The following is a 22,302-nucleotide window of genomic DNA, read 5'->3' on the forward strand; positions in this document are numbered from 1 at the left end:
CCCTACCGCGACGGGGCCGCGAGGCGCAACGCGAGCGCCTCGCGGATCCCGGCCTCGACCTGCCGGGCCGCGACGTCCCACGTGCGGCCCTGCACGAACGCCAGGCCGGCCTCGTGCCGGCGCTGCCACTCGGCGCGGTCGGTCAGCAGCCGCTCCACCCGGTCGGCCAGCGCGATCGGATCGAACGGGCTGAGCGAGACCGGCCCGTCGGCACCGAACACGCCCTCCGCGGAGATCCCCTCGAGGTCGACGCACGGCAACCCGCAGGCCAGCATCTCCTGGGGGATCAGCGAGTAGTTCGTCAGCGACAGCACCAGTCCGACGGTGGCCTCGTTGTACGCCTGTGCGAGCTCGTGCGGGTCGCGGATCCCGAGGTGCTCGTAGGGGACCGGCATGTCGATCTCGAAGTCGTTGCCGAACGACAGCACCCGGAACTCCAGGCCGCGGTCGGCGAGCTCGCGCAGCGCGAGCTTCGCCAGCGAGACCGCGCGACGCGGGGTCGCGTCACGGCCGTAGAACAGGATCGTCGCCTCCTGCCGCGGGACCTCGATGGGCCGGTAGACGTCGTGGTCGACGCCGAAGTCGAACAGCGACGAGGTCCGCCCGTAGCGCGACGAGACGATCTCCTGCAGCCACGGCGACGAGCAGATCATGTGCATGTCCAGGCCGTAGGAGGCCTCCGCGAACCGGGACTCCACCGACGTGGCGTAGAACTCGGACTCGTGGTCGTGGATCAGGTAGACCCGCGACCGGCAGTTCGGCAGCAGCACGACCTCATGCGCGGTCTGCCAGCCGGTGGCGACGACCACGTCCGCGCCGAACCACTCGTCGAACTCCTTGTAGACCGGGCCTTCGATCGGCGCGAACCACTCGCGAATGTTGCGGCGGATCCGCGCGGGCCGCTCGTGGTCCTTGTGCCCGTGCTCGTCGTTGATCCAGATCGACACCGTGTGGCCAGCCTGCTCGAGCCGCCACATCGTCTGGAAGATCGAGTTGTGTCCGCCCGACCCGCGGTCGAACGGCGGGATCACGCACGCGATGTGCAGCGGCGCGTCGGCGTCCTGACCGGGCAGCGGAGCCAGCAGCGGGGCCGCGCCGTCGCGGGCGTAGCGACGCACCGCGTCCCAGACGACGGGACGCGCACCGATCGGCTTGCCGGAGATCGGCGCGCGCGGACCCCGATCGGCCGCGAGCGGACCGGGATCGGCCGCGCCGACCGTCCCCTCCAGCGAGAGCCGTCGCTGCACCGCCGGCGGCATCCCGTGGGCGCGGGAACCCAACGCGGCGAAGACCTGTCGTGACGCGTGGTGCAGCCCCGAACGTGCCGTCCAGCGCGCGAGGTCCCGCGGCGCGTAGCCCTGCTCGCGCATCCAGGCGCGGTCCCCGGCGACGAGGTCGCGGACCGTCCGGGTGGTCGAGCGGACCCCGAGGTGCTCCACGTGCCCGATCGTCTCGCGCAGACCGCGGTACTCGTCGAAGTAGCGGCGCGCGAACTGCACCGGCGGGTAGTCGTGGGCGTGCAGGACCGCCGCCTCGGGCACGTACGCCTTCGCCCATCCCGCCTCGAGCGCCGCGCCCGCGAAGCCCTGGTCCTCGGCGTACGGGACCTCCGGGAAGCGCACCGCCGCCCAGCAGTCGCGGCGGTAGGCGGCGTTGACGTTCGACAGCCATGCGTCGCCGCCGGCGCGCTCGACCTGCGGGCCGCCGTCCGGCGCGGCCTTCGTGGCGAAGAACGCGGCGAGCTCACGGGCGATCATCGGCGAGGTGTCCGGGCGCGCGAGGTGCGGACCGAACACGATCCCGACGTCGTCGGCGAGCGCGAAGCCCGCGAGCAGCGCGTCGACCCAGCCGGCGACCGGGGTCGCGTCCTGGGTGAGGAAGGCGATGACGTCGCCCGAGGACCACTCGGCCCCGAGGTTGCGCGTCCGGCCGTGCTGGAACGTCGACGGCTCGATCTCCACGACCCGCGCACCCGTCGCGCGCGCGAGCTCGCAGCTGCCGTCCGTCGAGCCGCTGTCCACGATCAGCACGTCGACCGGCACGCCCGAGGACGAGGTCGCCGGGATCGCGGCGAGGAGCTCGGCCAGGTAGCGCCCGCCGTCCTTGACCGGGACGACGACCGAGACGCTCCCGATCGCGCTCATCGGACGCCGCGCACCCGGCGCGACGTGACGCGCACCCAGCGGATCACCGAGCGCACCGACTTCAGCGCCTCCAGCGCGGGGATCGCCCCCGGCTTGGCCATGACGCGGTCGAGGTCGACGTTCCACCGCTCGAGCCAGTAGAGCTTCTCCTGCGAGCGCGCGACGAGCGCGTTGGTCGCGCGGGACTGCTCGGCGAGCTGGGCCTCGAGCTCGGCGACGCGGGCGCGCAGCGCGAGCACCTCGTCGCTCTCGGTGACGGTCGTGGAGTCGTCGGACACTCCCCCGAGGGTACCCTCCGCGGATGCCCTTCGAGGTCCTGCCGTCCCGCTTGGACGGGCCCAAGCTCCTGCAGCCGACCGTGTTCCCGGACGAGCGCGGCTTCTTCTGCGAGACCTACCGGGAGAACCAGCTCGCCGAGCACGGCATCGACGACGCGTTCGTCCAGGACAACCACTCACGGTCCTCCTACGGCGTCATCCGCGGCATGCACTTCCAGATCGGCGCGGGCTGCGGCAAGCTCGTCCGCTGCGGTCGCGGCACGATCGTGGACGTGGTCGTGGACCTGCGGCGCTCGTCGTCCACCTACGGGGAGTGGGAGGCGTTCGAGCTCTCCGACGAGACCATGCGCGCGCTCTACGTGCCTGTCGGCTTCGGGCACGGCTTCGCGGTGACGAGCGAGATCGCCGACGTGCTCTACAAGCAGTCCGCCTACTACTCCGCCGACGTCGAGCGGGGCATCTCGTTCCTGGACCCGGCGGTCGGGATCGACTGGCCGATCCCGCAGGCCGACCGCGTCTTCAGCGAGCGCGACGCGGACGCGATGACGCTCGAGCAGTTCGCGGCGTCCGGCGAGCTGCCGGACTGGTAGACGCAGCGCCTAGAGGTTCTCGGCGATCCGCGGGCTCGCCCGGCGGAACACGAACGCCCCGGCCACGAACGCGCCCGCGATGATCCCCAGTGGGATCAGCAGCTCCGCGTAGCCCCCGATCAGCGACACGGTCGTCGGCGCGTCGGAGTCGATCACCGCGTGCCGCATCTGCGTCGTCAGCGACGCGATCGGGTTGTACAGCAGCGCCTGCTGGTACTTGTCGGGCACGGTCGGATCCACCACGTACAGGACCGCGGACGCGTAGAAGAGGATCTGGCTCATGACCTCCCAGATCGGGAAGACGTCGCGGTACCGCACGTACAGGGAGCTCAGCAGCATCCCGATGCCGGTCGCGAAGATCGCCAGCAGCAGCACGATCGGGATCAGCTGCAGCCACATGAGCGTCGGATAGACGCCGTTGGCGAGCGCGAAGATCAGGGCCGCCCCGAGCGTCGTCATGAGGTTCATCAGCCCTGTCGCCGTCACCGACAACGGGATCACGATCGGCTCGAAAGCCATCTTCCGCAGCAGGCTCTCCCGCTCGACCAGGCACTGCACCGACGTGACCGTCACCTCGGCGAAGAAGTTGAACAGCACCATCGCGAACAGGATGTAGACGCCGTAGTTCTCGACGTTCGCGTCGAGCCCGGCGATCTCCGTGAAGACGAAGTAGATGACGCCGAAGAACGCGAACGGCCGCACGAGCGTCCACAGGACGCCGAGCGTCGAGCCGTAGAAGCGCAGGCGGAAGTCGGTGACCGCCAGCGTCCAGACGAGGTTGAAGATCCGGCGTAGCTCGGACGTCGAGATCATCCGCGCTCGACCTCGAGCGAGTACGGCAGGTGGAGGATCGCGCCCGTGTCCTGGGTGGCGTGCACGTAGAGGGTCGCGAGGTCCTCGCGGAGGTCCATCGTGTCCGCCCCCGACCCGGCGCGCGCGACCGACGGCGTGAGCTTGTACAGCGAGGTCGCGAGGACCGCGTGGAACTCCATCCGCACGACCGCCTCCTCACCCGCCGCGTAGCTGCCGGTCTCCGTGCCCTTCCACTCGGAGGAGGCCGCGAACACGGTGTGGCCGATCTCGTTGCGCAGCGTGAACGCGAACACCGGGTTCTCGACCGCCTGATGGAAGTGGACCCGCATCGCGGCGGTCAGCCCGGTCCCGGTCCCGATCTGCGCGACGCGCTCGCCGAACGCCTCGAACCACGCGTCGGAGATCTCGCACGCGACCTGGTCGCCGTAACGGCCCTCCTCGGTCGGCGTGTCGTGCACGAGCCGGCCGAAGTTCAGCTCGTTGTACGCCTGCGCGATCTCGTGCGGACCGGCGATGTCGAGCACGTCCCCGCGCTCGATCAGCATCGCCCGGTCGCAGAACCGCTCGACGGCGGCCATGTCGTGCGTGACGAACACGATCGTCTTGCCGGACGCGCGCAGCCGCGTGAACTCCTCGAAGCACTTCTGCTGGAAGGCCGCGTCGCCGACCGCGAGCACCTCGTCGACGAGCAGCACGTCCGCGTCGACCTGGATCGCGGTCGCGAACCCGAGCCGGACCGCCATGCCCGACGAGTAGTTCTTGAGCTTCAGATCCACGAACTCCTGCAGCTCGGCGAACTCGACCACCTGATCGAACGCACGGCGCGCCTCGCGGCGGGTCAGGCCCATCATCACCGCGTTGATGACGACGTTGTCGCGTGCCGTCAGATCCGGGTTGAACCCGACGCCGAGCTCGATGAACGGGGACAGGCGGCCGTGGAGCTTCACGCGCCCGTGGTCGGGCCGGTAGATCCCCGCCAGGCACTTCAGCAGCGTGCTCTTGCCGGACCCGTTGCGCCCGACGATCCCGAAGAACTCGCCCTGCCGGATCGTCACGTCGACGTCCTTCAGCGCGTGCAGCTCGTCGTAGGTCATCGACCGCATCGGGTGCAGCACGCGCTCCTTGAGCGTGTGGAACTGCTGGTGGGGCAGACGGAACGTCTTGCTGACGTGATCGACCTCGACAGCCGGTGGGGCGGCCGCGAGCCGCTCCTTGCGGCGCGCCTCGCGAGCCGTTGATGGTGCGCTGCTCACGAGAGCAGAACGGTATCGGGGTCGGGGAGTTGCGGGTCGGGCGGGTTCGGGCGCGGCTCGTGGCGCATATCCTCGCCCTCGATGACCGCCACACTGCTCTGCGCCGCTCTTGTCGTCGTCGGATCGCTCACGGTGGGGCAGGCTGTCCTGCGCCTCTGCGGCGCCTCGTCCTTCAGCTGGCTGTCGGCCCCGGTCGGCCTCAGTGCGCTCATGGTCCTCGGCAGCATCGCGGTCCATGTCCCGGGGCGCGCGAACACGACGGCGCTGCTGCTCGGTCTCGTGATCGTCGCCTCCGTGGTCCTGCAGGTCCGCGAGCCGGCGCAACGCCCGCCGCTCCTCGGACTCGCCGCAGCGCTCCCGGTACTCGGCCTCGTGCTGGTCCCGTTCGTCGCGGCGGGACATGGCGGGATCCTCGGGGTCAGCTTCAACAACGACACGGCCGCGCACCTCTTGCTGGCTGAGACGTACGGCGACGCCGCCGTTCAGCGCTTCTCGGAGCTCAAGCCGGTCGGCTACCCGCTGGGGCCGCACGCGCTGATGACGACCGTTGCCCACGTATTCGGCGTCCGCACCGACCACGCGCTCACCGGCTTGACCCTTGCGGTCCCGTTGCTGCTCGGGTGGACCGCACTCGGGGCACTCCAGCATCCGCGTCGATGGGCCGCACCGTTCGTGTGCCTCGTCGCGGGCATGCCGTACCTCGTGGCCGCGTACTACGGGCAGGGCGCGTTCAAGGAGCTCGTGCAGGCGCTCTTCGTGCTCGGCGCGGCGGTGGCGCTTGCCGTGCCGCCTGCCTTGCGGGCCCGGGCGAGGTGGGTGCCGTTCGCCATGGTGCTGGCAGGCACCGTGTCGGTCTACTCGACCGTCGGCATGGCATGGCCACTCGCGTTCGCTGCGGTCTGGCTCGCCTTCGAGGCGCTGGCGGTGCTGCGAGCGGGCGGAGGTCTCCGCGCGCTCCTGACCGCCGCCCGTGACGGCCTGGGTGCCGTGCTGATCGGGGTCGGGGTGCTCGTCGCCGTGCTGCTGCCCCAGCTCGGTCGGATCCTGGACTTCGTCGGCAGCGACGCCGCCACGATCGAGGACAGCGATCTCGGAAACCTCGTCGGCCCGCTGCCTTTCGGGCAGGCACTGGGCATCTGGGACAACCCGGACTTCCGCTTTTCCGCGCTGAACGACAGGGCGATGCGGCTCTGGGCGGCGTTCGTCGGCGTGTTGCTCCTGGTGGCGCTGGTGCGCGCCGTCGGGCGCCGCAGGCTCATGGTGCCCGCGTGCGCCGCAACGGCTGCCGCGATCTGGGCGGTCTCGGATGCGAGCCAGTCCCCGTACGTCGCCGGCAAGGCGCTGATCATCGCGTCGCCGCTGCTCCTGCTGATGGCGGCTCAGGCCCTCGTCGAGGGCGATGGGGCGATCGATCGCCGGCTCGGGCGGTTGCGCCTGATCGCGCCCATCGCCGCGATCGTGCTGGCCGTCGGCGTCACGGACGCCAGCACCAGCGCGCTGCGATTCGCGAAGGTCGGGGGCACGAGTCACGCTGACCAGCTCCGCGCGCTGCGTTCGACGCTCGACGCGCGTCCGACGCTCTTCCTCGGCAACGACGACTTCCTGCGCTGGGAACTCGCAGGGGTCCCTGTGGAAGCGCCGTTCATCGGATTCCAGGTCCTGCCGATCAGGTCCGGGAAGCCCGCAGACGCCCTGGGTCCGTTCGATGTCGACAGCCTCGAAGCGTCGACGCTCAACCGCTTCACCTGGGTCATCGCGCCGCGCGATGCAACCGCGAGCAGCGTCCCCCGACAGCTCCGCCCGATCCGACGTACCCGCGACTTCGTGCTCTATCGGCGTACGGGCACGATCGCCGAGCGCGAGATCCTCCCGACCGAAGGGGGCAATGGGGCGGCTCCCTTGGACTGCAGCACTCCTGAGGGTCTGCGCCTGAGTCGTCGCACGGGGATCGCCGGCGTTCGGGCGCCCGCGGTCGGCGTCGAAGCCCCGCCCGTTCCTCCCGGTGGGCAGATCACGGTCACCCTTCAGCTGACTGCCGGATTGTGGGACCTCGTCGCGCCGTACAGCGGACCACGGCCGCTCGAGGTCCGCTCCCCGGGCGGGTTCGCCCGCCGGCTGGAGCCGAACCTGGACCGGGGAGTGACGCGTTTCCCGATCGGGCGACTGCGGGTTCGCCGAGCAGGTCCGGTCGGGGTGACCTTCACCGCGATGGACACGCCGCTGACGGCCTCGTCCGACGTCACGACGGTCGGTGCCGTCATCGCGGTCCCGGTCGCCCCGGAGACACGGCTGCCACTGCCCGAGGCGTGCGGCAAGCTCGTGGACTGGTACTCCTTCCGGGAATGAGCGCACGTCCACTCCTCCGCAACGAGATAATGGCGCTCTACGAGCAGCTGCTCGGGCGTACCCCCGCCGACGCAGAGGTCGATGCGCAGCTCGAAGCTGCACCCGACCTGCAGATGCTGCTGCGCGTCATCGTCGACTCCCCGGAGTACGCCCTGCGGCTCGCCACACCCCGCGAGCAATCGCCGCCCCCGCCGCCCGCGCGGGTCAACATCCACCATGCCGACCTCGCCGAGTGGGCCCACCCGGTAGGGGCCGAATCCGAGGACGGGGTGGCCACCGTCGGTCGCGACGGTTACCTGTTCCTCACCGGGGGAACCAACGCGAACGTCGCGCAGTTCACGGGCCGTTGGACCGCCCCGGACGGCTGGCTCGACGCCTGGGCCACAGGGGTTGCCAAGCGATTCGCGGACCTCGAACGGCTCGGAGCACGCGGCGTCCTCCTGGTCGTCCCCGACAAGCTCTCGATCCTGCCCGAGCTGCTGCACGAGCCGCTGGAGGTCGTCGGGCCCAGCCCCGTTCGGCGCCTGCAGGACGAAACCGATCTGCCGGTGCTGCACCCGGTCCACGAGCTGCTCGCGACGACGGCCGAGCCGTGCATGCGGACCGACTCGCACCTGACCTTCGAGGGGAATCGAGCGCTGGCGTCGCTCTTGGCCGACCCGCTGGAGGCGCCGGCCCTGCGCGACGCGTGGTCGGGGACTCCGCGGGCGTACCTCGCCGCGGGAGACCTCGGCAGGCGATTCGCGCCACCGGTCGTCGAGGTCATGCGCCACACGGACCCCCTTGGGAACGCCCGAATGTCGTTCGACAACGCGGCCGAGGTCATGGGCGTCGGGGGGCACATCGGACTGCGCCAGGTGCTCGTGAACGATCACGCGCCGGATCCGCGAACGATTGTCGTCTTCGGGGACTCCTACGCGTTCAGCGGCCCCGGATACCAGGGGCTGGTCTTCTTCTTGGCGCAGGTCTTCGCCGAGGTGCATTTTGTCTGGATCCCGTTCGGCTGGGACCCGGAGTACGTGCGGCGAGCAGGTGCGCAGCTCGTCGTCTTCCAGGGCGCCGAGCGGTTCGCCGGGCGCGTTCCGAGGCCGCGGGTCGACGCGCGGGCGCTCGCGGAGGAGACCCTCGCGCGCAAGCGGGCCCTGGGGATCGAGACCGCCTTCGGCGCGTGAGAACGACGCTCAGAGCGGAAGTTCGAGCGCGATGCAGATGACCGCCCGCGCCGCCGGTGCGCGGTCCGCGACTGGGCTGCGGTCGGCGAGGAAGTCGCGGTAGCGCTCCTGCGCGGCGTCATCGGGCGAGCACCGGCGCCACCCGTCGAGTGCGTAGCGGTAGACGACGGCGGAGTGCCGCTGAACCGGCCCGAAGGCGGCGACCAGCGTCTCGACCGCTGCAGCGTCGAACTGGCGGAACCAGCCGTGGTCCGTCTCGCGACCGAACGGGAGGCTCAGAAGGATTCGGCCTCCGGGGCGTGTGACTCGCCGCAGTTCGGCGGCTGCTCGAGCCGCTTCGGCGACCGGGTCCTCCGCTCGGGCCGCATTGCTGCCGTAGTGCGACGTGTCCATTCCTACGTGCTCGAGCGTCGACAGCGAGACGGTGACATCGAACCGGCCATCCCTGAACGGGAGGTCGCGCAGGTCGCCGAACACGTAGGAGATCCCGCGCTCCCAGAAGGCGTGCGCCTCGGGGACCAGCGTCGTGATCGTCAGCTCGTCCATGGTGGGCAGGAGCGCGTCGAGGACATGCTCATGGTTCAGCGTCGACCCGGCGTCGAGGACGCGCCCCGTCGGCCGCTGACCCGCCAGCCATGGGAACTCGATCACGCGCTCGTCGAAGCCACCGCCGTAGCCCGCTGGAGGAGGGGACCCGGCTGCGATCGCGGCCACGAGCGCTTCGTCCGCGAGGGCGGCGGCCACCAGGTCGCGATGCGTCTCTCCGTACGCGAGGCTCCACTCCTCATCCGGTGGCGGGAAGCGTCTCGCCCAATCGGAATCGGGGCCGCGGCGGCGCAGGAACGAGGGCACGGCGTCAAGAGTACGCGCGGCCGAGCAGTCGCGTTCGCGCGAGCGCGCGCACGCTGTCGCAGCTCGTTGGTGGCAGGATTCGCGGAGATGCTCGATCCTCAGCAGCTCGAGGCGGCGGCTCCGACTCGCGCGGTGACGGTCGAGACGTGCGCCGGGTTGCTGCTCGGGCACGGACACGACGCGGCGATGTCCCCGGCCGCGCGAGTCGAGCGCCGGGAAGCGAGTTTGGACGGGCTGACCGACGGCGTCCGACAGCGTCGATCGCCCACCGACTAGCCTCCTCGAGCCCGGAGGCACCCGAAGGACGCCCATGGACATCTGCACCATCATCGCCAAGAACTACCTCGCCCACGCTCGCGTCCTGGCGCGGTCGTTCGCGGAGCACCACCCGGATGGCACGTGCCACGTGCTCGTCATCGACGAGGTCGACGGGTACGTCGACGCGGCTGACGAGCCGTTCGCGCTCGTGCGCCCCGGCGAGATTGGCCTCGGTGACGCCTGGGACGAGATGCGCGGTGCGTACGACGTCATGGAGCTGTCCACGGCGGTCAAGCCGTGGCTGCTGCGGTGGATGCTCGACCACCACGACGACGGCTCAGGGATTGCGTACTTCGATCCCGACATCCGCGTGGTCACCCGCATGGTCGAGCTCGAGGCGGCGCTGCGCGAGCACGCCGTCGTCCTCACCCCGCACGTGACTCAGGGAATGCCGCGCGACGGCCGCAAGCCGACCGAGCAGGACATCCTGATGGCCGGCGTCTACAACCTCGGGTTCATCGGGCTCTCCGACCGGCCGGACGCGCGACTGCTCGTGGATTGGTGGTCCGAGCGCCTGCGCCGTGACTGCCACGTCGCCCCCGAGCGCGGGTTCTTCGTGGACCAGCGCTGGGTCGACTTCGTCCCCGGGCTCGTCGAGGACCTCCTGATCTTCCGTCACCCGGGGTACAACGTCGCCTACTGGAACCTGCCGGAACGCGCGCTCGGCCGTGATGCTGACGGCTCGTTCACGAGCAACGGCGAGCCGCTGCGCTTCTTCCACTACAGCGGCTACTCGCCCGAGCGGCCGACGTTGCTGAGCAAGCATCAGGACCGGGTGCGCATCGCTGACAGCGATGAGCTCGCCGCCCTCTGCGACGCGTACGGGAAGGCGCTCGTCGCCGACGGGTTCCACGAGGTCCGGACGCTGCCCTACGAGTACGACCAGCTGCCGTCCGGCATGCGGATCGTGCCCGTGATGCGACGGCTCTACCGGTTGGCGCTCGAGCTCGAGCAAGCTCCTGCGTCGCTCTTCACGCGATCGGGGGAGGAGGACTTCCGCCGCTGGCTCGCCGAACCCGCGCCCGACCTGCCCGTCCTCGACCGGCTGCTCGCCCAGATCTGGCAGACCAGGGAGGACGTCCGGGCGGTCTACCCGCACGTCCAGGGCGATGACCTCGAGGGCTATCTCGGGTGGATGGTCGTGCACGGTGCGGGCCAGATCGGACTCGACGACGCACTGCTGCCAGAGGCGCTCGTCGCGCGGTTCGGCTCCCTCCGGGAGTCGGTGACCCCGACGCGCCCCCAAGAAGCGCCGCAGGCGGCCGATGAGTCCCTTCCCGAGCCGGTCGGGCTCGATGAGCTGCGCACTCCCCGTGCCTTCGGGGTGAACGTCGCCGGCTACCTGCGAGCGGAGCTCGGCATCGGCGAGGTCGCCCGTCAGATGATCGGCGCGCTCGACGCGGCCGGGGTGCCGGTCGCCGCCGTCGGCCTGCACGCGCCGCTCAGCCGTCAGGGTCACGACTACGTCGCCAGCCGGGAGCTCGACGCGCCGTATCCGGTGAACCTCGTCTGCGTGAACGCGGACGGCCTGCCCGCGTTCGCCAAGGAGGCCGGCCCGGCGTTCTTCCGCGACCGTTACACGATCGGCGTGTGGTGGTGGGAGACCAGCGAGTTCCCTGAGCGGTTCCACGACGCCTTCCAGTTCGTCGACGAGGTCTGGGTCGGCACCGAGTTCATCGCCCGCGCGCTCACCGCGGTGTCACCGGTGCCGGTCGTCCACGTGCCGGTGCCCGTCGAGCTCAACGACCACGCGCCACTGCAGCCGGGCGAGCAGGACTGGCCGGACGGGTTCAGCTTCTACTTCTCCTGGGACTACAACAGCATCGCGAAGCGCAAGAACCCCCTCGGGCTCGTCGAGGCGTACACGCGCGCCTTCGGTCCGGAGGACGGCGTGCACCTCGTCCTCAAGTGCATCAACGCCGAGCATGCCCCGGACGCCCATCGGCGTGTCCGCGAGGCCGTGGCCGACAGGCCCGACATCGTGCTGGTCGATCGCTACGTCGACGTCGAGACGAAGAACCGCCTGATGGCCAGCTGCGACTGCTACGTGTCGCTGCACCGCTCCGAGGGGTTCGGCCTGACCATGGCCGAGGCGATGCTGCTCGGCAAGCCCGTGATCGCCACCGGGTACAGCGGCAACCTCGACTTCATGTCGCCGGCGAACAGCTATCTGGTGGACCACGAGCTCGTGCCGATCGGGCCGGGTGCCGAGCCGTACGACCCGGACGGGACCTGGGCCGAGCCCGACCTCGAGCACGCTGCCGCGCTCATGCGCGAGGTCGTTGCCGACCCGGAGACTGCCCGGGAGCGGGGCGCCCGCGCGGCTGCCGACCTGCGCGCGGCGCACAGCCGGCACGCCGTCGGGGAAGCGCTGGAGGCGCGGCTGGAGCGCGTGGCTGCGCGGCTGCCCGAGGCGCCCCCGATCGAGCTGCGGCCGACCGGGGACGAGGGGCGCGTCGCGTACCTCGCCGAGATCGTCGCCCGTGGCTCGACCCCGGCGCGGCGCTCGCGTCTGGGGAAGGGCGGCAGCGCGGTGCGCAAGGCAATCCTCCGGGCGATGAAGCCGTACACCGCCTACCAGGAGACCATCAACCGCGGGATCGCCGAGCAGCTGCAGCAGAGCCTCGAACGCGAGAAGCTCGCCGACGCGCGCGAGCGGGCTCGCATCGCCGAGCTCGAGCAGCGCCTCGCGGTCACCGAGGCACGGCTCGCCGCCGAGCAGCGCCGCCAGCGGCAGGAGATCGTCCGCGGCGACGGCGCCACCGGCGTCCTCCACGCGCGCACGACGGCGCTCGAGGCGTTCGCCGCCCGCTCGACGTACGAAACCCGGGCGCTCCCCTACACCGCCTCGGATCTTCTCGGGACCCGGGAGGTCGACGGGGTCGGCCGCGTCCTGGGGTACCAGGACGCCGACGCGTCCGCCGCCGGCGACGACGCCTACCGGGCCTTCGAGGAGCTGTTCCGGGGCAGCGAGCCGTTCATCGCCGCGCGGCAGCGGCGCTACCTCGACCTGGTGGCCGGCCACGCCCCCGCGGTCGACGTCGGCTGCGGACGCGGCGAGTTCCTCGACCTGCTCGCCGAGGCCGGCGTCCCGGTCGTCGGGGTCGACGCCGACGCCGGCATGATCGCGCGCTGTCGGGCCAAGGGCCACGAGAACGTCGTGCACGGCGACGCGGTCGCCTACGTCCGTGAGCTGGAGGCGGGCTCACAGGGCCTCATCTTCAGCGCCCAGGTCGTCGAGCACCTGCCACCGGACGCGCTCCTCGCGCTGATCTCGGGGGCCGCGGCAGCGCTGCGCCCTGGTGGCCTGTTCATCGCCGAGACGGTCAACCCGCACGCGCCGCCGGCGCTCAAGACGTTCTGGATGGACATCACCCACCAGCACCCGCTGTTCCCGGAGGCGCTGCTCGCGTTCTGCCACAGCGCCGGCTTCCGTGACGCCTACGTCTTCCACCCCAACGGCGAGGGCGACGTCGAGACCGACCGCTACACGACCGGCGAGTACGCGATCGTCGCCACGCGCTGACCGCCCGTGAGCATCACGTTCACCTACGACCTCGAGGACTCCCGGACCGATCGTTCCCGTCCGCCGCGGTTCGAGCACGTCACCGACGTGGTGCTCGAGTTCCTCGCCGAGCGTGCGGTTCGGGGGACCTTCTTCGTCGTCGGAGAGCTGGCGGAGAGCCACCCGCAGATGGTGCAGCGAGTGCGGGACGCAGGCCATGAGCTCGCACTCCACGGCTACAAGCACGTTCCGCTCACGCGGTTGGACGCCCGATCGTTCGCCGAGGACCTGCGTCGCGGACGTGGATCGATCGAGGACGCCGCCGGCGTCGCCGTCGAGGGATATCGAGCGCCGATCTTCTCGCTGACCCCCGGAACTGCGTGGGGCGTGCAGGTCCTGACCGACGCCGGCTTCACCTACTCGTCAAGCGTCCTCCCGGCGGTCAACCCGCTCAACGGCTGGCCGGGGGCGCCGCGAGCGCCGTTCGCCTGGTCGACCGGGTTGCTCGAGATTCCGGTGCCCGTCGCCGGACGCGGACGGGTCTGCGTCCCGTTCATGGGGGGGATCTACCTCCGCTACCTCCCGATGCCGCTCGTCGAGCGATGCGCCACGGCCGCCGGCCGTGAGGCGCACGCGCTCCCATGGATCTACTGCCACCCGTACGACTTCGATCCCGAAGAGCCGTTCGACATCCTGCCCGAGGCCAGTTGGCTGACCAGCCGCCTGCTGCATCTCCGCCGGGGCGGCACCTTCGACCGGGTAGAGCGCTTGCTGCGGGAATGCATCCCGGGCGCGCCGCTGAGAGAGCGATGCCGGGGGTTCGCGAGTCGCGACGACCTGCCGACCCTGGTGGCGGCGTGAAGCGGCTCACCGGCCGGGTCCTCGGCTCGATCTGGACGCGGATCCTCGTGACCCTCGGGCTCCTCGCCGTCGTCGCGGCGAACGTGGACTGGTCGCTGATGCGCGACCGCGTGAGCGCGGGGGAGCCCGGATGGGTCCTCATCGCGGTCATGCTCGTGGTGGCGGCGCTCGCGGTCGGGTTGGTCCGCTGGTGGCATCTGCTGACCGTCGCCGGGGTGCGGCTCGATACTCGCCGTGTCTCCCGCGTGTACGCCGTCTCGACCTTCAGCAGCACCTTTCTGCCGACCTCGGTCGGAGGCGACGTCGCGCGTGCGCTGCTCGTCGTCCGCCGCGGCCCGCTGCTCGCGCGGGTCGCCATGTCGGTCGTGGTCGATCGAATCGGTGGACTCATCGGGTTGCTCGGTGTCGCGTGGATCGCGTTGCTCGCCGATCCCCAGGCCGCGCCGTACGACGTCCGCGTCTTCTTCGCGTGGGTGACGGCGGTGTTCGGGATAGGCGGCCTTCTCGGGCTGGCCGTCGTGCTCCGGGCGCGAGCGCTCTCGCGGTTCGTCCCGCGGCGTCTCCAGGCGACGCTCGCGCGCGCCCGTCAGGTGCTTCTGGACTACACCGCGGACCCGCGCCTGGTCCTCTCCCTGGTGTTCACGAGCCTCGTCTTCCAGGCACTGGTGGCACTCTCGGTCGTCGCGCTCGCCCGTGCCATCGACATCGAGCTCACGTTCGCGACCGCGGCCGTGACCATCACCCTGATGACCGTCGCCACGCTGGTGCCGCTGTCGATCGCGGGGTTCGGCGTCCGAGAGGCGTCGTACGTCGTCGTGCTCGGCGAGTCCGGGGTGTCTGCCACCGATGCAACGCTGATCTCCCTGCTCACCGTCGTGACCCTGCTCATCGCCAGTCTCCCCGGGGCCTACCTCCTCGCCCGCCATGGCACGACCCCAGCCCTGGAGACGGCCACGTGAGCGTCCAGGCGATCGTCTCGATGATCGGCGCGCTCGGCCTCCTGTCGTCGACCGTGGTGCTGGTCCGCCTGCGCCTGCTGTCGATCCGCTACGGGTTGGGCTGGATAGCGGTCTCGCTGCTCGGACTGCTAGGTGCGCCGCTCCTGGACGTGCTCTCGGGGGAGGTCAGCACACTCGGCTTCACCGCCACCGGCTTCTCCCTCGGGATCGTCATCATCTTCCTCGGCCTGGTCTGCTTGCAGCTGTCGATCTCGCTCTCGGGAGTGCATCGCAGCGTGCAGGACCTGACCGAGCACGCCGCGCTCGTGGAGCACCGGCTGCGGCTGCTGGAGCGCGAGAACGAGGAAGCCCGGTGAGCGCAGACGCCATCCCTCGCCCTCTCGGCCGAGTGCTCATCCTCATGCCGGCGTACAACGAGGAGCGCTCCGTCGCCGCCGTGGTCACCCGAGCGCGTGAGGCGGGATACGACGTCTGCGTCGTCGACGACGGCTCGGCCGACCGCACCGCGCAGGAGGCAGCGATGGCCGGGGCCGACGTGGTGCGATTGCCGCTCAACCTCGGCGTCGGGGGCGCGCTGCGGTGCGGCTTCCGCCGGGCGCTCGACGGCGGGTACGACGTCGTCGTGCAGGTCGACGCGGACGGGCAGCACGATCCTGGTCGGGTCGCGGCGCTGCTCGAGACGATGGTCGCGTCCGGCGCGGACATCGTCGTCGGGTCGCGATTCGCCGAGGGCTCGGAGCACTTCGACGTCACGGGAGGCCGACGCTTCGCGATGCGCGTCCTGGCCCGGCGGGTCTCCCGTGCCGCCGGGCAGCCGTTGACCGATGTCACGTCTGGCTTCCGGGCGATCCGCCGCCCACTGCTGGACGACTTCGCCGACGACTACCCCGTGGAGTATCTGGGGGACACCGTCGAGGCTCTCGTGCTCGCGGCTGCCCGCGGCGCGGTGATCGCCGAGCGCCCCGTGGGGATGAGTCAGCGGGAGCACGGGACGGGGAGCGCCGGGGTGCTGGCGAGCATCTGGTACATCGTGCGCGTGCTTGCCGCCATCGAGCTCATGCACGGGCGTCGGCGGCGGCAGCCGCCCGCGCTCCCCAGCGACCATGGAGGCAAGCCGTGAGCGACCTGGAGGCGACCGCCGAGCTGCTTGCCGCGACCTTTCCCGAAAGCGGTGTCGGGGACGTCTCGTACCTGAGATGGCTGTACCGCGAGGCGCCCGACGGGCCGGTGATCGAGACCAACCTTGACGACGCTCTGGGCCGGGCGGCCCACTACGCGCTTGTTCCCGTCCCGCTCACGGTCGATGGCGCGCCGGTCGCCGGAGCCGTCTCGTTGAACACCGCGGTCCATCACCGGGCGCGCGGGGGAGGCGTTTTCACCCGGTTGGCGCAGGACACCTTGGGCCTCGCGGTCGACCGGGGTGTCGAACTCGTCGTCGGGGTGGCGAACGCCAACTCGACTCCTGGCTTCACCCGGCGCCTGGACTTCACCTCCCTCGGGCCGCTGCCCGCGCGCGTCCATCTGCCGACCGGTCCGGGGCGGGGGGTGTCCGGCACCCGCGTCGATCAGGCACTGCTGGCGGACCCGGCGCTGCGCGAGGAGCTCGCGCGGCGCCTCGCCGTCGCCCCAAGGGGTTCTGGCATCACGCGTCGATGGACCGTCGATGCCCTTCTCTGGCGTCTGGCCCGTCCGGGCGCGCGCTACAGCTTGCACCGGCTCCCAGGAGTCCTGGCCGTCAGCACGGTGCAACGGACTCACGGTGTTCCGGTCGCCGTGGTCCTGAAGGTGCTTGCCGACGACCTGCTCTCGCCCCGCGAGGCGCGACGGCTCGTCAACGGCATCTGCCGTCATCACCGCGCGCCGTTGGGTCTCCACGTCGGCGTTGCCCCGGCGCTGCCACTACGGAATCTGCGACTGCCGGATCGCCTGAGGCCGTCACCCCTGAACTTCATCGTCCGGGCGCTCCCGGACGGGACGATCGCACCAGCATCGCTGGGCACGTTCGAACTGCTGGACTTCGACGCCTACTGACCTTCGAGCAGATCCTCATCCATGACGGTGCCGCGGACCCGTCCCGGGATGCCCATCACGATGGCCCGCGCCGGCACGTCAGCCGCGACCACCGCCCCCGCTGCGACGAACGCCTCCTCGCCCACGACCACCCCGGGAGTCAGCAGAGCTCCGCCGCCCACGCGGCAGCCCCGCCGCAGCGTCGGCCCGACCAAGGGCTGGCCGGGGGCGAGTCGGGCCATGGTGTCGTCGTTCATCGTGACAACCCCAGGACCGACGAACACGTCGTCTTCCACCGTCGTCCAGCCGGTGATCCATGAGTGCGACTGGATGCGCACCCGAGCGCCGACTCGCGCGTGGACGCCCAACGCGCTACCCCTGCCCAGGACGGACTCGGGCCCGAGCACGGCACGATCCCGGACGTTCGCCTGGTCGCCGACGATTGCCCCCGCGCCGATCGCCGCCCCTGCGTAGACGACCGCACCGGCGCAGATCACAGCGCCGGCTTCGACGATCAGCGCACCCGGGTCCTCGCGGGGTGCGCTGGAGCGCGCGCTCAGCGACGCCCGCCGGCCGAGGACCGCGCCGTCGTGCACGACGACACCCGGCCCGAGCTCGACACCGGCGTGCAGCACGACGCCGACGCCGAAGGTGACATCGTCGGCGATTCGCACACCCGGAGCGGCCCAGAGGCCGGGGCCACGCGGGTCGGGCTGCAGCTCGAACGGTCGGGTCATCGGTCCCCCGATGAGATCGGCGCGGTCAGGTCGTAGCCGAGTTCCACGAGCAGGTCGCCGGCGACTGCTTCGAACCGCCCGACGTCCTGCGGGGTCAGCAGGGTGCGCCAGCGCGCGTCGCGGGACGGATCGGGCGGCTCGGCGAGCATCGTGTGGATCGACCAACGGGCTTCTCGGGAGTGCTGCGGGCGGCCGTCCGGGGCCTCGGCGAGATCGTCGAAGCGCGCCCGCGCGCGTTCGTGAGCGCGGAGCATCGCCGGGTCGAACGACAAGCGCAGCCAGCCGCAGAGGTCGCGGAGCACCCGCTCGGTGTTCATGAGCATGTCCTCGTACCGGACCTCGCGATAGTGCGGGACGTTGCCGGCAGCCACGTGCGCCCGCAGATCGCGGATCGTCGTCTCCCAGTCGCGCGCGACGGCCTCCACGGACCCATCGCCTGGAGCGAACGGCAGGTCCCGGACACTGGCGAGCACGCCGCGCCCGTCTCGGATGACGTGCACGATGTGCGCTTCGGGAAGGAGCGCCGCGATCTCGGTTGCATGGGCCGCGTGCCGCGGCGTCTTCTCGCCCCAGCGCGGCTTGCCCTGTCGCGCGGCATACATGGCGAACACGGTGCGGATGCCGGAAGCCAGAGACCAGCTCGGCAGGCCGCTCAGTGCGGTCCGGACCTCGTCCGGCGTGAGGCGCAGATCTGGGAACGTTCCGAGCGAGATGATCGCTTCCCCGGTCTCGCGAGCGTCCGCGTCGATCGAACGCAGGTAGTTCAGGGGGAACGCGATTCCCGTCTCCGGGCCGATCGCGAGATCGGGGTGCGCGTCAAGCTGCATGCGCAGAAGCGTCGTCCCGGACCGCGGCACGCCGACGATGAACGGTACGGGCGGTTCGCCCGGCGGCGGGACGAGTCCTCCTGCTGTCTGGTCGGCCCGCCGCCGTAGCCCCCGGCGCCTGGGCGCCGGGGCCTCGGCGTGCGCCGCGAGCTCCGCGCGCAACGCGTCCACCTCCGCCTGGAGCCTGCGCGCGTGATCCTGCTGGCTCAGCGCCTCCTTCTCGTGGGCCGCGAATGCCTCGCGCAGCGCGTGTCGGTCGTCGGCAGCGTCCGCGAGCACGATGCTCAGACGCTCGATCTCTGCCTGCAGCGCGAACTGGCGGAGGTCCTGCCGCGCGGCTAGGCGCACCAGTCGAGCCAGCTCGTCGAGCGGAGCCCGGGGCACCGGACGCGGAGCGAGGCGTCGGACGACCTCGACGAGCCTCGCTGCATGCCGCGAGGCGGAGTGGTGCGTGACCGCCAGGTCGCGGTTGGCGAGTCCCATCCGCGCCTGGTAGCCGCCGATCTGCTCCGCCAGGCGGTCCGGGTGGTCGACCGCCGGGCCCTGCTGTCCGCCGAAGTTGTCCGCCACCATGTCGTCGTAGCGTTCCGGGGTCACCCAGCCGTCCGCGCCGTTGTGGTCGTAGACGAAGACGGCGCGGCCGCAGGCCATCGCCTCGACGACGACCCGTGCCTTGCCGAAGACGATGTCGGCGGCCGCGTAGCGCAGCTCAGGGCTTGCTGTCGGCCCGTCCTTCGCGTGCACGCCTGCAGTCTGCAGCTCGATGCCGTTTCGGGCGCAGGCCTCTCGCAGCACGTCCAGGCGCGGCCCACGCACGTAGTTGCCGAGCGCCAGCGCGACCCGCGGGCGCTGCGGAAGCGGTCGCAACGGCGCGAACCGGGTCACGTCCACGGGCTGGCGCAAGCGAACGATCTCGACCGGTTCGGCGAGCGCCCTGACGCGTTCCTCCACTCGGTCGTACAGTGCGACGATCACCTGCGTCAGGCCTGGCACCTGCAGTGGGAGCTGGTGGTCGAAGACGTCACTGTGGGCCACGAACACCTGCGGGACTTCGCCGCGTGCCGCGGCGAGGTCGGCGGCGACCGCTCCGTCCTGGACGAGCGCCGCGTCAAGTCCGTCGGGGAGATCGGCCGTGCTGGCGGCAACTCGGACGCCGAGGTCGTAGGCGCGACGGGCCGCCTCGCCGTGTCTCGGCGAGTAGAGCACGACGTCGTGGCCGAGACGCTGCAAGGCGTCGGCCACGGTGAGCGCGTAGGTCTCGCTCCCACCCAGCCCCTCAAGCGCCTCGGTGGCGAGAACGAGCCTCATCGTGCGGTCTGGAGGAGGCCGACCGTCATCTGGGCCTGCTCAGGATCCGCGATCGGGCGCCGGAGGACCTGCGCGTGCGCGATCGCTCGCTTCACGAGGGCGTCGTTCGTCGCCGGCTCACGCGTGCTGTGGTCGAGGAACGGGTTGTCCTCCAGGCCTGTGCGGACGTGCCCGCCCATCGCGACGGCCAGCGCGGTCGTGATGTCCTGGAAGGCGCCGAAGCCGGCCGCCGCCCAGGAGGTGCCACTCGGCAGTGCGTCGACGAGCGCCGTGAGGGAACGGGCATCGGCTGGCGCCGCGTTCGGGAAGCCGAGCATGAGGTTCGCGTACAGCGGTGGTTCCAGCAGGCCCTTGTCGATCAAGCGATGGGCAAGGTGCGCGTGCCCCAAGTCGAAGATCTCGAGTTCGGGACGCACCCCGGCGTCGCGCATCCGACGGACGAGTTCCTCGACGTGGACGATCGACGTCGTCGAGGGCCCGGAGGGGAAGTTCACCGAGCCGAGCGTCAGGCTCGCCATGTCGGGCCGCTGCTCGCCCTCGAGGTTCAGCACGTCGGTGCGGTGGTCGAGATCCGGGTCGGCTCGTCCGCTGGTGGTCGCGCAGACGATGACGCCCGGACAACGCTCCCGGATCTCGCCGATGAGGTCGCCGTACGCCGCGCGCCGCCACGTCGGTCGGCCGTCGCCGTCGCGGGCGTGCAGGTGCATGATCCGCGCGCCGGCCTCGAAGCAGCGAGTGGCGTCGTCCGCGATCTCCCCGGCGTCCAACGGGACGTGCGGGACACGCTCGCGCGTGGGGGTCATTCCGGTCAGAGCGGCGTTGACCACCAGCGGCGGAAACGGCGTGAGCGGATACGCGGGAAACGGCGACACCTTCGGAGCCTACGTGCCCGGTACCGTGCGCGGCATGCACGCGACACCCGTGGTCGACGCTGCCGCCAAGCGCTGGGCGTTGATCGCGTGCATCCTCGGCTCGGCGGTCGTGTTCGTGGACTCGACGGTGGTGAACGTCGCGCTGCCCGCGTTGCAGGAGGATCTCGACGCGTCGCTCGCCGGGCAGCAGTGGGTCGTGGAGTCGTATCTGCTGACGTTGAGCGCGCTCATCCTCACCGGCGGCTCGCTGGGCGACCTGTTCGGCCGACGGCGCGTCTTCGCGCTCGGCATCGGCGGGTTCGGCGTCACGAGCGTCCTGTGCGCGATCGCGCCGACGGTGGAGACGCTGGTCGCCGCCCGCGCGCTGCAGGGCGTGGCGGGGGCGCTGCTGGTGCCGAGCACGCTGGCGATCCTCACCGAGATCCATCCGGACCCGCACGAGCGCGGTGCGGCGATCGGGTCGTGGACGGCGTGGACGAGTGGCGCGATCGCGCTCGGTCCGCCGCTCGGCGGCCTGCTGGTCGACGCGGTGTCCTGGCGGCTGATCTTCGCCATCAACGTGCCGGTGGTGGCGGTCACGCTGTGGCTGACGTTGCGGCACGTCCCGGCGCTGGCCCCGCGCACGACGGACGGTCGGCACGTCGACGTGGTCGGCTCGGCGCTCGCCGCGCTCGGTCTTGGCGGGGTGGTGCTGGGGATGATCGAGCAGCCGGTGCACGGCTGGGGCGACCCGCTGGTGTGGGCGCCGCTCGGGCTCGGGGTCGCGCTGCTCGCCGGGTTCGTGGCGTACGAGCGGCGCACGCCGAACCCGATGCTGCCGCTGTCGCTGTTCGCCGAGCGGGGCTTCGCCGCCGCGAACGCCACGACGCTGACGGTGTACGCCGGCCTCGGGGCGGCGACGTTCTTCGTCGCGTTGTTCCTGCAGCAGGTGGCGGGCTACGACGCGGTGGAGGGCGGACTCGCCCTGACGCCCGTGACGCTGATGATGGTGACGTTGTCGCGTCGCTGGGGGGCGCTCGCGGAGCGGGTCGGCGCGCGGCTGCTGATGACGGCGGGCCCGGCGATCATGGCCGTGGGGATGCTCCTCTACCTGCGGGTCGACGAGCGCGGCGACTACCTGGCGGACGTGCTGCCCGCGGTCCTCGTCTTCGGCCTCGGGCTGTCGATGACCGTCGCGCCGCTGACGGCGGCGGTCCTCGGGGCGGTCGACGACCGGCACGCCGGGGTCGCCAGCGGGGTGAACAACGCGATCGCGCGGGTCGCGGGACTGCTCGCGATCGCGGGCGTCGGTGCGGTCGTGTCGGGCCGGCTCGGAGCGGCGACCTTCGGGGACGCGGCGCCCGCCGACGCGCTCGACGCCTTCCACGCGGGGATGGTGGTGAGCGCCGCGTTGCTGGTGCTGGGCGCGCTGACCGCCCTGCTGGCGCTGCGGCCGGGCGCCGCCGCGCGCTGAGGTC

18 protein-coding genes are annotated in these 22,302 nt (G+C 71.3%); 10 read left to right on the forward strand and 8 right to left on the reverse strand.

Translation table 11 applies throughout. The features are described from left to right. Nucleotides 1-2 precede the first annotated feature (2 nt). A complete protein-coding gene (locus C7Y72_RS09670; RefSeq protein ID WP_107568541.1) occupies nt 3-2,144 on the reverse strand; it encodes a glycosyltransferase in 2,142 nt (713 codons plus the stop codon). After that, nucleotides 2,141-2,422 carry a hypothetical protein gene (locus C7Y72_RS09675; RefSeq protein ID WP_107568542.1) on the reverse strand — a complete coding sequence of 94 codons (282 nt, stop codon included), beginning with the start codon at nt 2,420-2,422 and terminating at the stop codon, nt 2,141-2,143. Before C7Y72_RS09675 ends, C7Y72_RS09670 begins: the two co-directional genes overlap by 4 nt. 23 nt (nt 2,423-2,445) lie before the next feature. Here C7Y72_RS09675 and rfbC point away from each other — a divergent pair, with 23 nt between their 5' ends. Next, on the forward strand, nt 2,446-3,012 hold the full coding sequence (rfbC, locus tag C7Y72_RS09680) for a dTDP-4-dehydrorhamnose 3,5-epimerase (RefSeq protein WP_107568543.1): 567 nt from the start codon (nt 2,446-2,448) through the stop codon (nt 3,010-3,012). A gap of 9 nt (nt 3,013-3,021) precedes the next feature. Here rfbC and C7Y72_RS09685 read toward each other — a convergent pair whose 3' ends face one another. Next, nucleotides 3,022-3,825 carry an ABC transporter permease gene (locus C7Y72_RS09685; RefSeq protein WP_107568544.1) on the reverse strand — a complete coding sequence of 268 codons (804 nt, stop codon included), beginning with the start codon at nt 3,823-3,825 and terminating at the stop codon, nt 3,022-3,024. Further along, nucleotides 3,822-5,078 carry an ABC transporter ATP-binding protein gene (locus C7Y72_RS09690; protein ID WP_107568545.1) on the reverse strand — a complete coding sequence of 419 codons (1,257 nt, stop codon included), beginning with the start codon at nt 5,076-5,078 and terminating at the stop codon, nt 3,822-3,824. Before C7Y72_RS09690 ends, C7Y72_RS09685 begins: the two co-directional genes overlap by 4 nt. A gap of 81 nt (nt 5,079-5,159) precedes the next feature. Between C7Y72_RS09690 and C7Y72_RS09695 the strand changes: the two genes are divergently transcribed. Together C7Y72_RS09695 and C7Y72_RS09700 are read left to right on the forward strand one after the other, a co-directional pair. Next, nucleotides 5,160-7,424 carry a hypothetical protein gene (locus C7Y72_RS09695; protein ID WP_107568546.1) on the forward strand — a complete coding sequence of 755 codons (2,265 nt, stop codon included), beginning with the start codon at nt 5,160-5,162 and terminating at the stop codon, nt 7,422-7,424. A 29-nt stretch (nt 7,425-7,453) separates the two neighbouring features. After that, nucleotides 7,454-8,596 carry an alginate O-acetyltransferase AlgX-related protein gene (locus C7Y72_RS09700; protein WP_146175317.1) on the forward strand — a complete coding sequence of 381 codons (1,143 nt, stop codon included), beginning with the start codon at nt 7,454-7,456 and terminating at the stop codon, nt 8,594-8,596. 9 nt (nt 8,597-8,605) lie between these two features. Here the strand turns inward: C7Y72_RS09700 and C7Y72_RS09705 are convergent, their stop codons facing one another. Then, a complete protein-coding gene (locus C7Y72_RS09705) occupies nt 8,606-9,448 on the reverse strand; it encodes a methyltransferase domain-containing protein (RefSeq protein ID WP_107568548.1) in 843 nt (280 codons plus the stop codon). A gap of 310 nt (nt 9,449-9,758) precedes the next feature. On the opposite strand from C7Y72_RS09705, the gene C7Y72_RS09715 reads away from it, so the two are divergent. From C7Y72_RS09715 to C7Y72_RS09740, 6 genes are read left to right on the forward strand one after another with little or no spacing between them, the layout of a single operon-like run. Continuing rightward, a complete protein-coding gene (locus C7Y72_RS09715; protein ID WP_107568550.1) occupies nt 9,759-13,292 on the forward strand; it encodes a methyltransferase domain-containing protein in 3,534 nt (1,177 codons plus the stop codon). 6 nt (nt 13,293-13,298) lie between these two features. Continuing rightward, nucleotides 13,299-14,132 carry a polysaccharide deacetylase family protein gene (locus C7Y72_RS09720; protein ID WP_107568551.1) on the forward strand — a complete coding sequence of 278 codons (834 nt, stop codon included), beginning with the start codon at nt 13,299-13,301 and terminating at the stop codon, nt 14,130-14,132. Continuing rightward, complete coding sequence (locus C7Y72_RS09725; protein ID WP_233243873.1) at nt 14,081-15,091, forward strand: lysylphosphatidylglycerol synthase transmembrane domain-containing protein; 1,011 nt, start codon at nt 14,081-14,083, stop codon at nt 15,089-15,091. Before C7Y72_RS09720 ends, C7Y72_RS09725 begins: the two co-directional genes overlap by 52 nt. Continuing rightward, nucleotides 15,088-15,447 (forward strand): DUF2304 family protein, encoded by a 360-nt coding sequence (locus tag C7Y72_RS09730; protein WP_107568553.1) that lies wholly within the window; start codon nt 15,088-15,090, stop codon nt 15,445-15,447. Before C7Y72_RS09725 ends, C7Y72_RS09730 begins: the two co-directional genes overlap by 4 nt. 32 nt (nt 15,448-15,479) lie before the next feature. Continuing rightward, a complete protein-coding gene (locus C7Y72_RS09735; RefSeq protein ID WP_199223898.1) occupies nt 15,480-16,211 on the forward strand; it encodes a glycosyltransferase family 2 protein in 732 nt (243 codons plus the stop codon). Continuing rightward, the gene (locus tag C7Y72_RS09740; RefSeq protein WP_158276762.1) at nt 16,208-17,122 is read left to right on the forward strand and encodes a GNAT family N-acetyltransferase; all 915 of its coding nucleotides are present in this window, start codon (nt 16,208-16,210) and stop codon (nt 17,120-17,122) included. Before C7Y72_RS09735 ends, C7Y72_RS09740 begins: the two co-directional genes overlap by 4 nt. On the opposite strand, the gene C7Y72_RS24135 is transcribed toward C7Y72_RS09740, so the two are convergent. The 3 genes from C7Y72_RS24135 to C7Y72_RS09755 are packed head-to-tail and all read right to left on the reverse strand — an operon-like array spanning nt 17,116 to nt 20,845. Then, the gene (locus tag C7Y72_RS24135; protein WP_107568554.1) at nt 17,116-17,838 is read right to left on the reverse strand and encodes a DapH/DapD/GlmU-related protein; all 723 of its coding nucleotides are present in this window, start codon (nt 17,836-17,838) and stop codon (nt 17,116-17,118) included. The genes C7Y72_RS09740 and C7Y72_RS24135 overlap by 7 nt on opposite strands. Further along, the gene (locus C7Y72_RS09750; protein WP_107568555.1) at nt 17,835-19,973 is read right to left on the reverse strand and encodes a sulfotransferase; all 2,139 of its coding nucleotides are present in this window, start codon (nt 19,971-19,973) and stop codon (nt 17,835-17,837) included. Before C7Y72_RS09750 ends, C7Y72_RS24135 begins: the two co-directional genes overlap by 4 nt. After that, complete coding sequence (locus C7Y72_RS09755) at nt 19,970-20,845, reverse strand: beta-keto acid cleavage family enzyme (RefSeq protein WP_199223899.1); 876 nt, start codon at nt 20,843-20,845, stop codon at nt 19,970-19,972. Before C7Y72_RS09755 ends, C7Y72_RS09750 begins: the two co-directional genes overlap by 4 nt. 34 nt (nt 20,846-20,879) lie before the next feature. Between C7Y72_RS09755 and C7Y72_RS09760 the strand changes: the two genes are divergently transcribed. Further along, nucleotides 20,880-22,298 (forward strand): DHA2 family efflux MFS transporter permease subunit, encoded by a 1,419-nt coding sequence (locus C7Y72_RS09760; RefSeq protein WP_107568556.1) that lies wholly within the window; start codon nt 20,880-20,882, stop codon nt 22,296-22,298. The last annotated feature ends 4 nt before the right edge of the window (nt 22,299-22,302 follow it).

Origin of the sequence: Paraconexibacter algicola, assembly GCF_003044185.1 — a bacterium.
Taxonomy (GTDB): domain Bacteria; phylum Actinomycetota; class Thermoleophilia; order Solirubrobacterales; family Solirubrobacteraceae; genus Paraconexibacter; species Paraconexibacter algicola.

Excerpts from the sequence above, each read along its gene's own strand:
- C7Y72_RS09670 (WP_107568541.1), bottom strand. The coding sequence starts at position 2,144 with ATGAGCGCGATCGGGAGCGTCTCGGTCGTCGTCCCGGTCAAGGACGGC.
- rfbC (WP_107568543.1), top strand. The coding sequence starts at position 2,446 with ATGCCCTTCGAGGTCCTGCCGTCCCGCTTGGACGGGCCCAAGCTCCTG.
- C7Y72_RS09685 (WP_107568544.1), bottom strand. The coding sequence starts at position 3,825 with ATGATCTCGACGTCCGAGCTACGCCGGATCTTCAACCTCGTCTGGACG.
- C7Y72_RS09695 (WP_107568546.1), top strand. The coding sequence starts at position 5,160 with ATGACCGCCACACTGCTCTGCGCCGCTCTTGTCGTCGTCGGATCGCTC.
- C7Y72_RS09700 (WP_146175317.1), top strand. The coding sequence starts at position 7,454 with ATGGCGCTCTACGAGCAGCTGCTCGGGCGTACCCCCGCCGACGCAGAG.
- C7Y72_RS09715 (WP_107568550.1), top strand. The coding sequence starts at position 9,759 with ATGGACATCTGCACCATCATCGCCAAGAACTACCTCGCCCACGCTCGC.
- C7Y72_RS09725 (WP_233243873.1), top strand. The coding sequence starts at position 14,081 with ATGCCGGGGGTTCGCGAGTCGCGACGACCTGCCGACCCTGGTGGCGGC.
- C7Y72_RS24135 (WP_107568554.1), bottom strand. The coding sequence starts at position 17,838 with ATGACCCGACCGTTCGAGCTGCAGCCCGACCCGCGTGGCCCCGGCCTC.
- C7Y72_RS09750 (WP_107568555.1), bottom strand. The coding sequence starts at position 19,973 with ATGAGGCTCGTTCTCGCCACCGAGGCGCTTGAGGGGCTGGGTGGGAGC.
- C7Y72_RS09760 (WP_107568556.1), top strand. The coding sequence starts at position 20,880 with ATGCACGCGACACCCGTGGTCGACGCTGCCGCCAAGCGCTGGGCGTTG.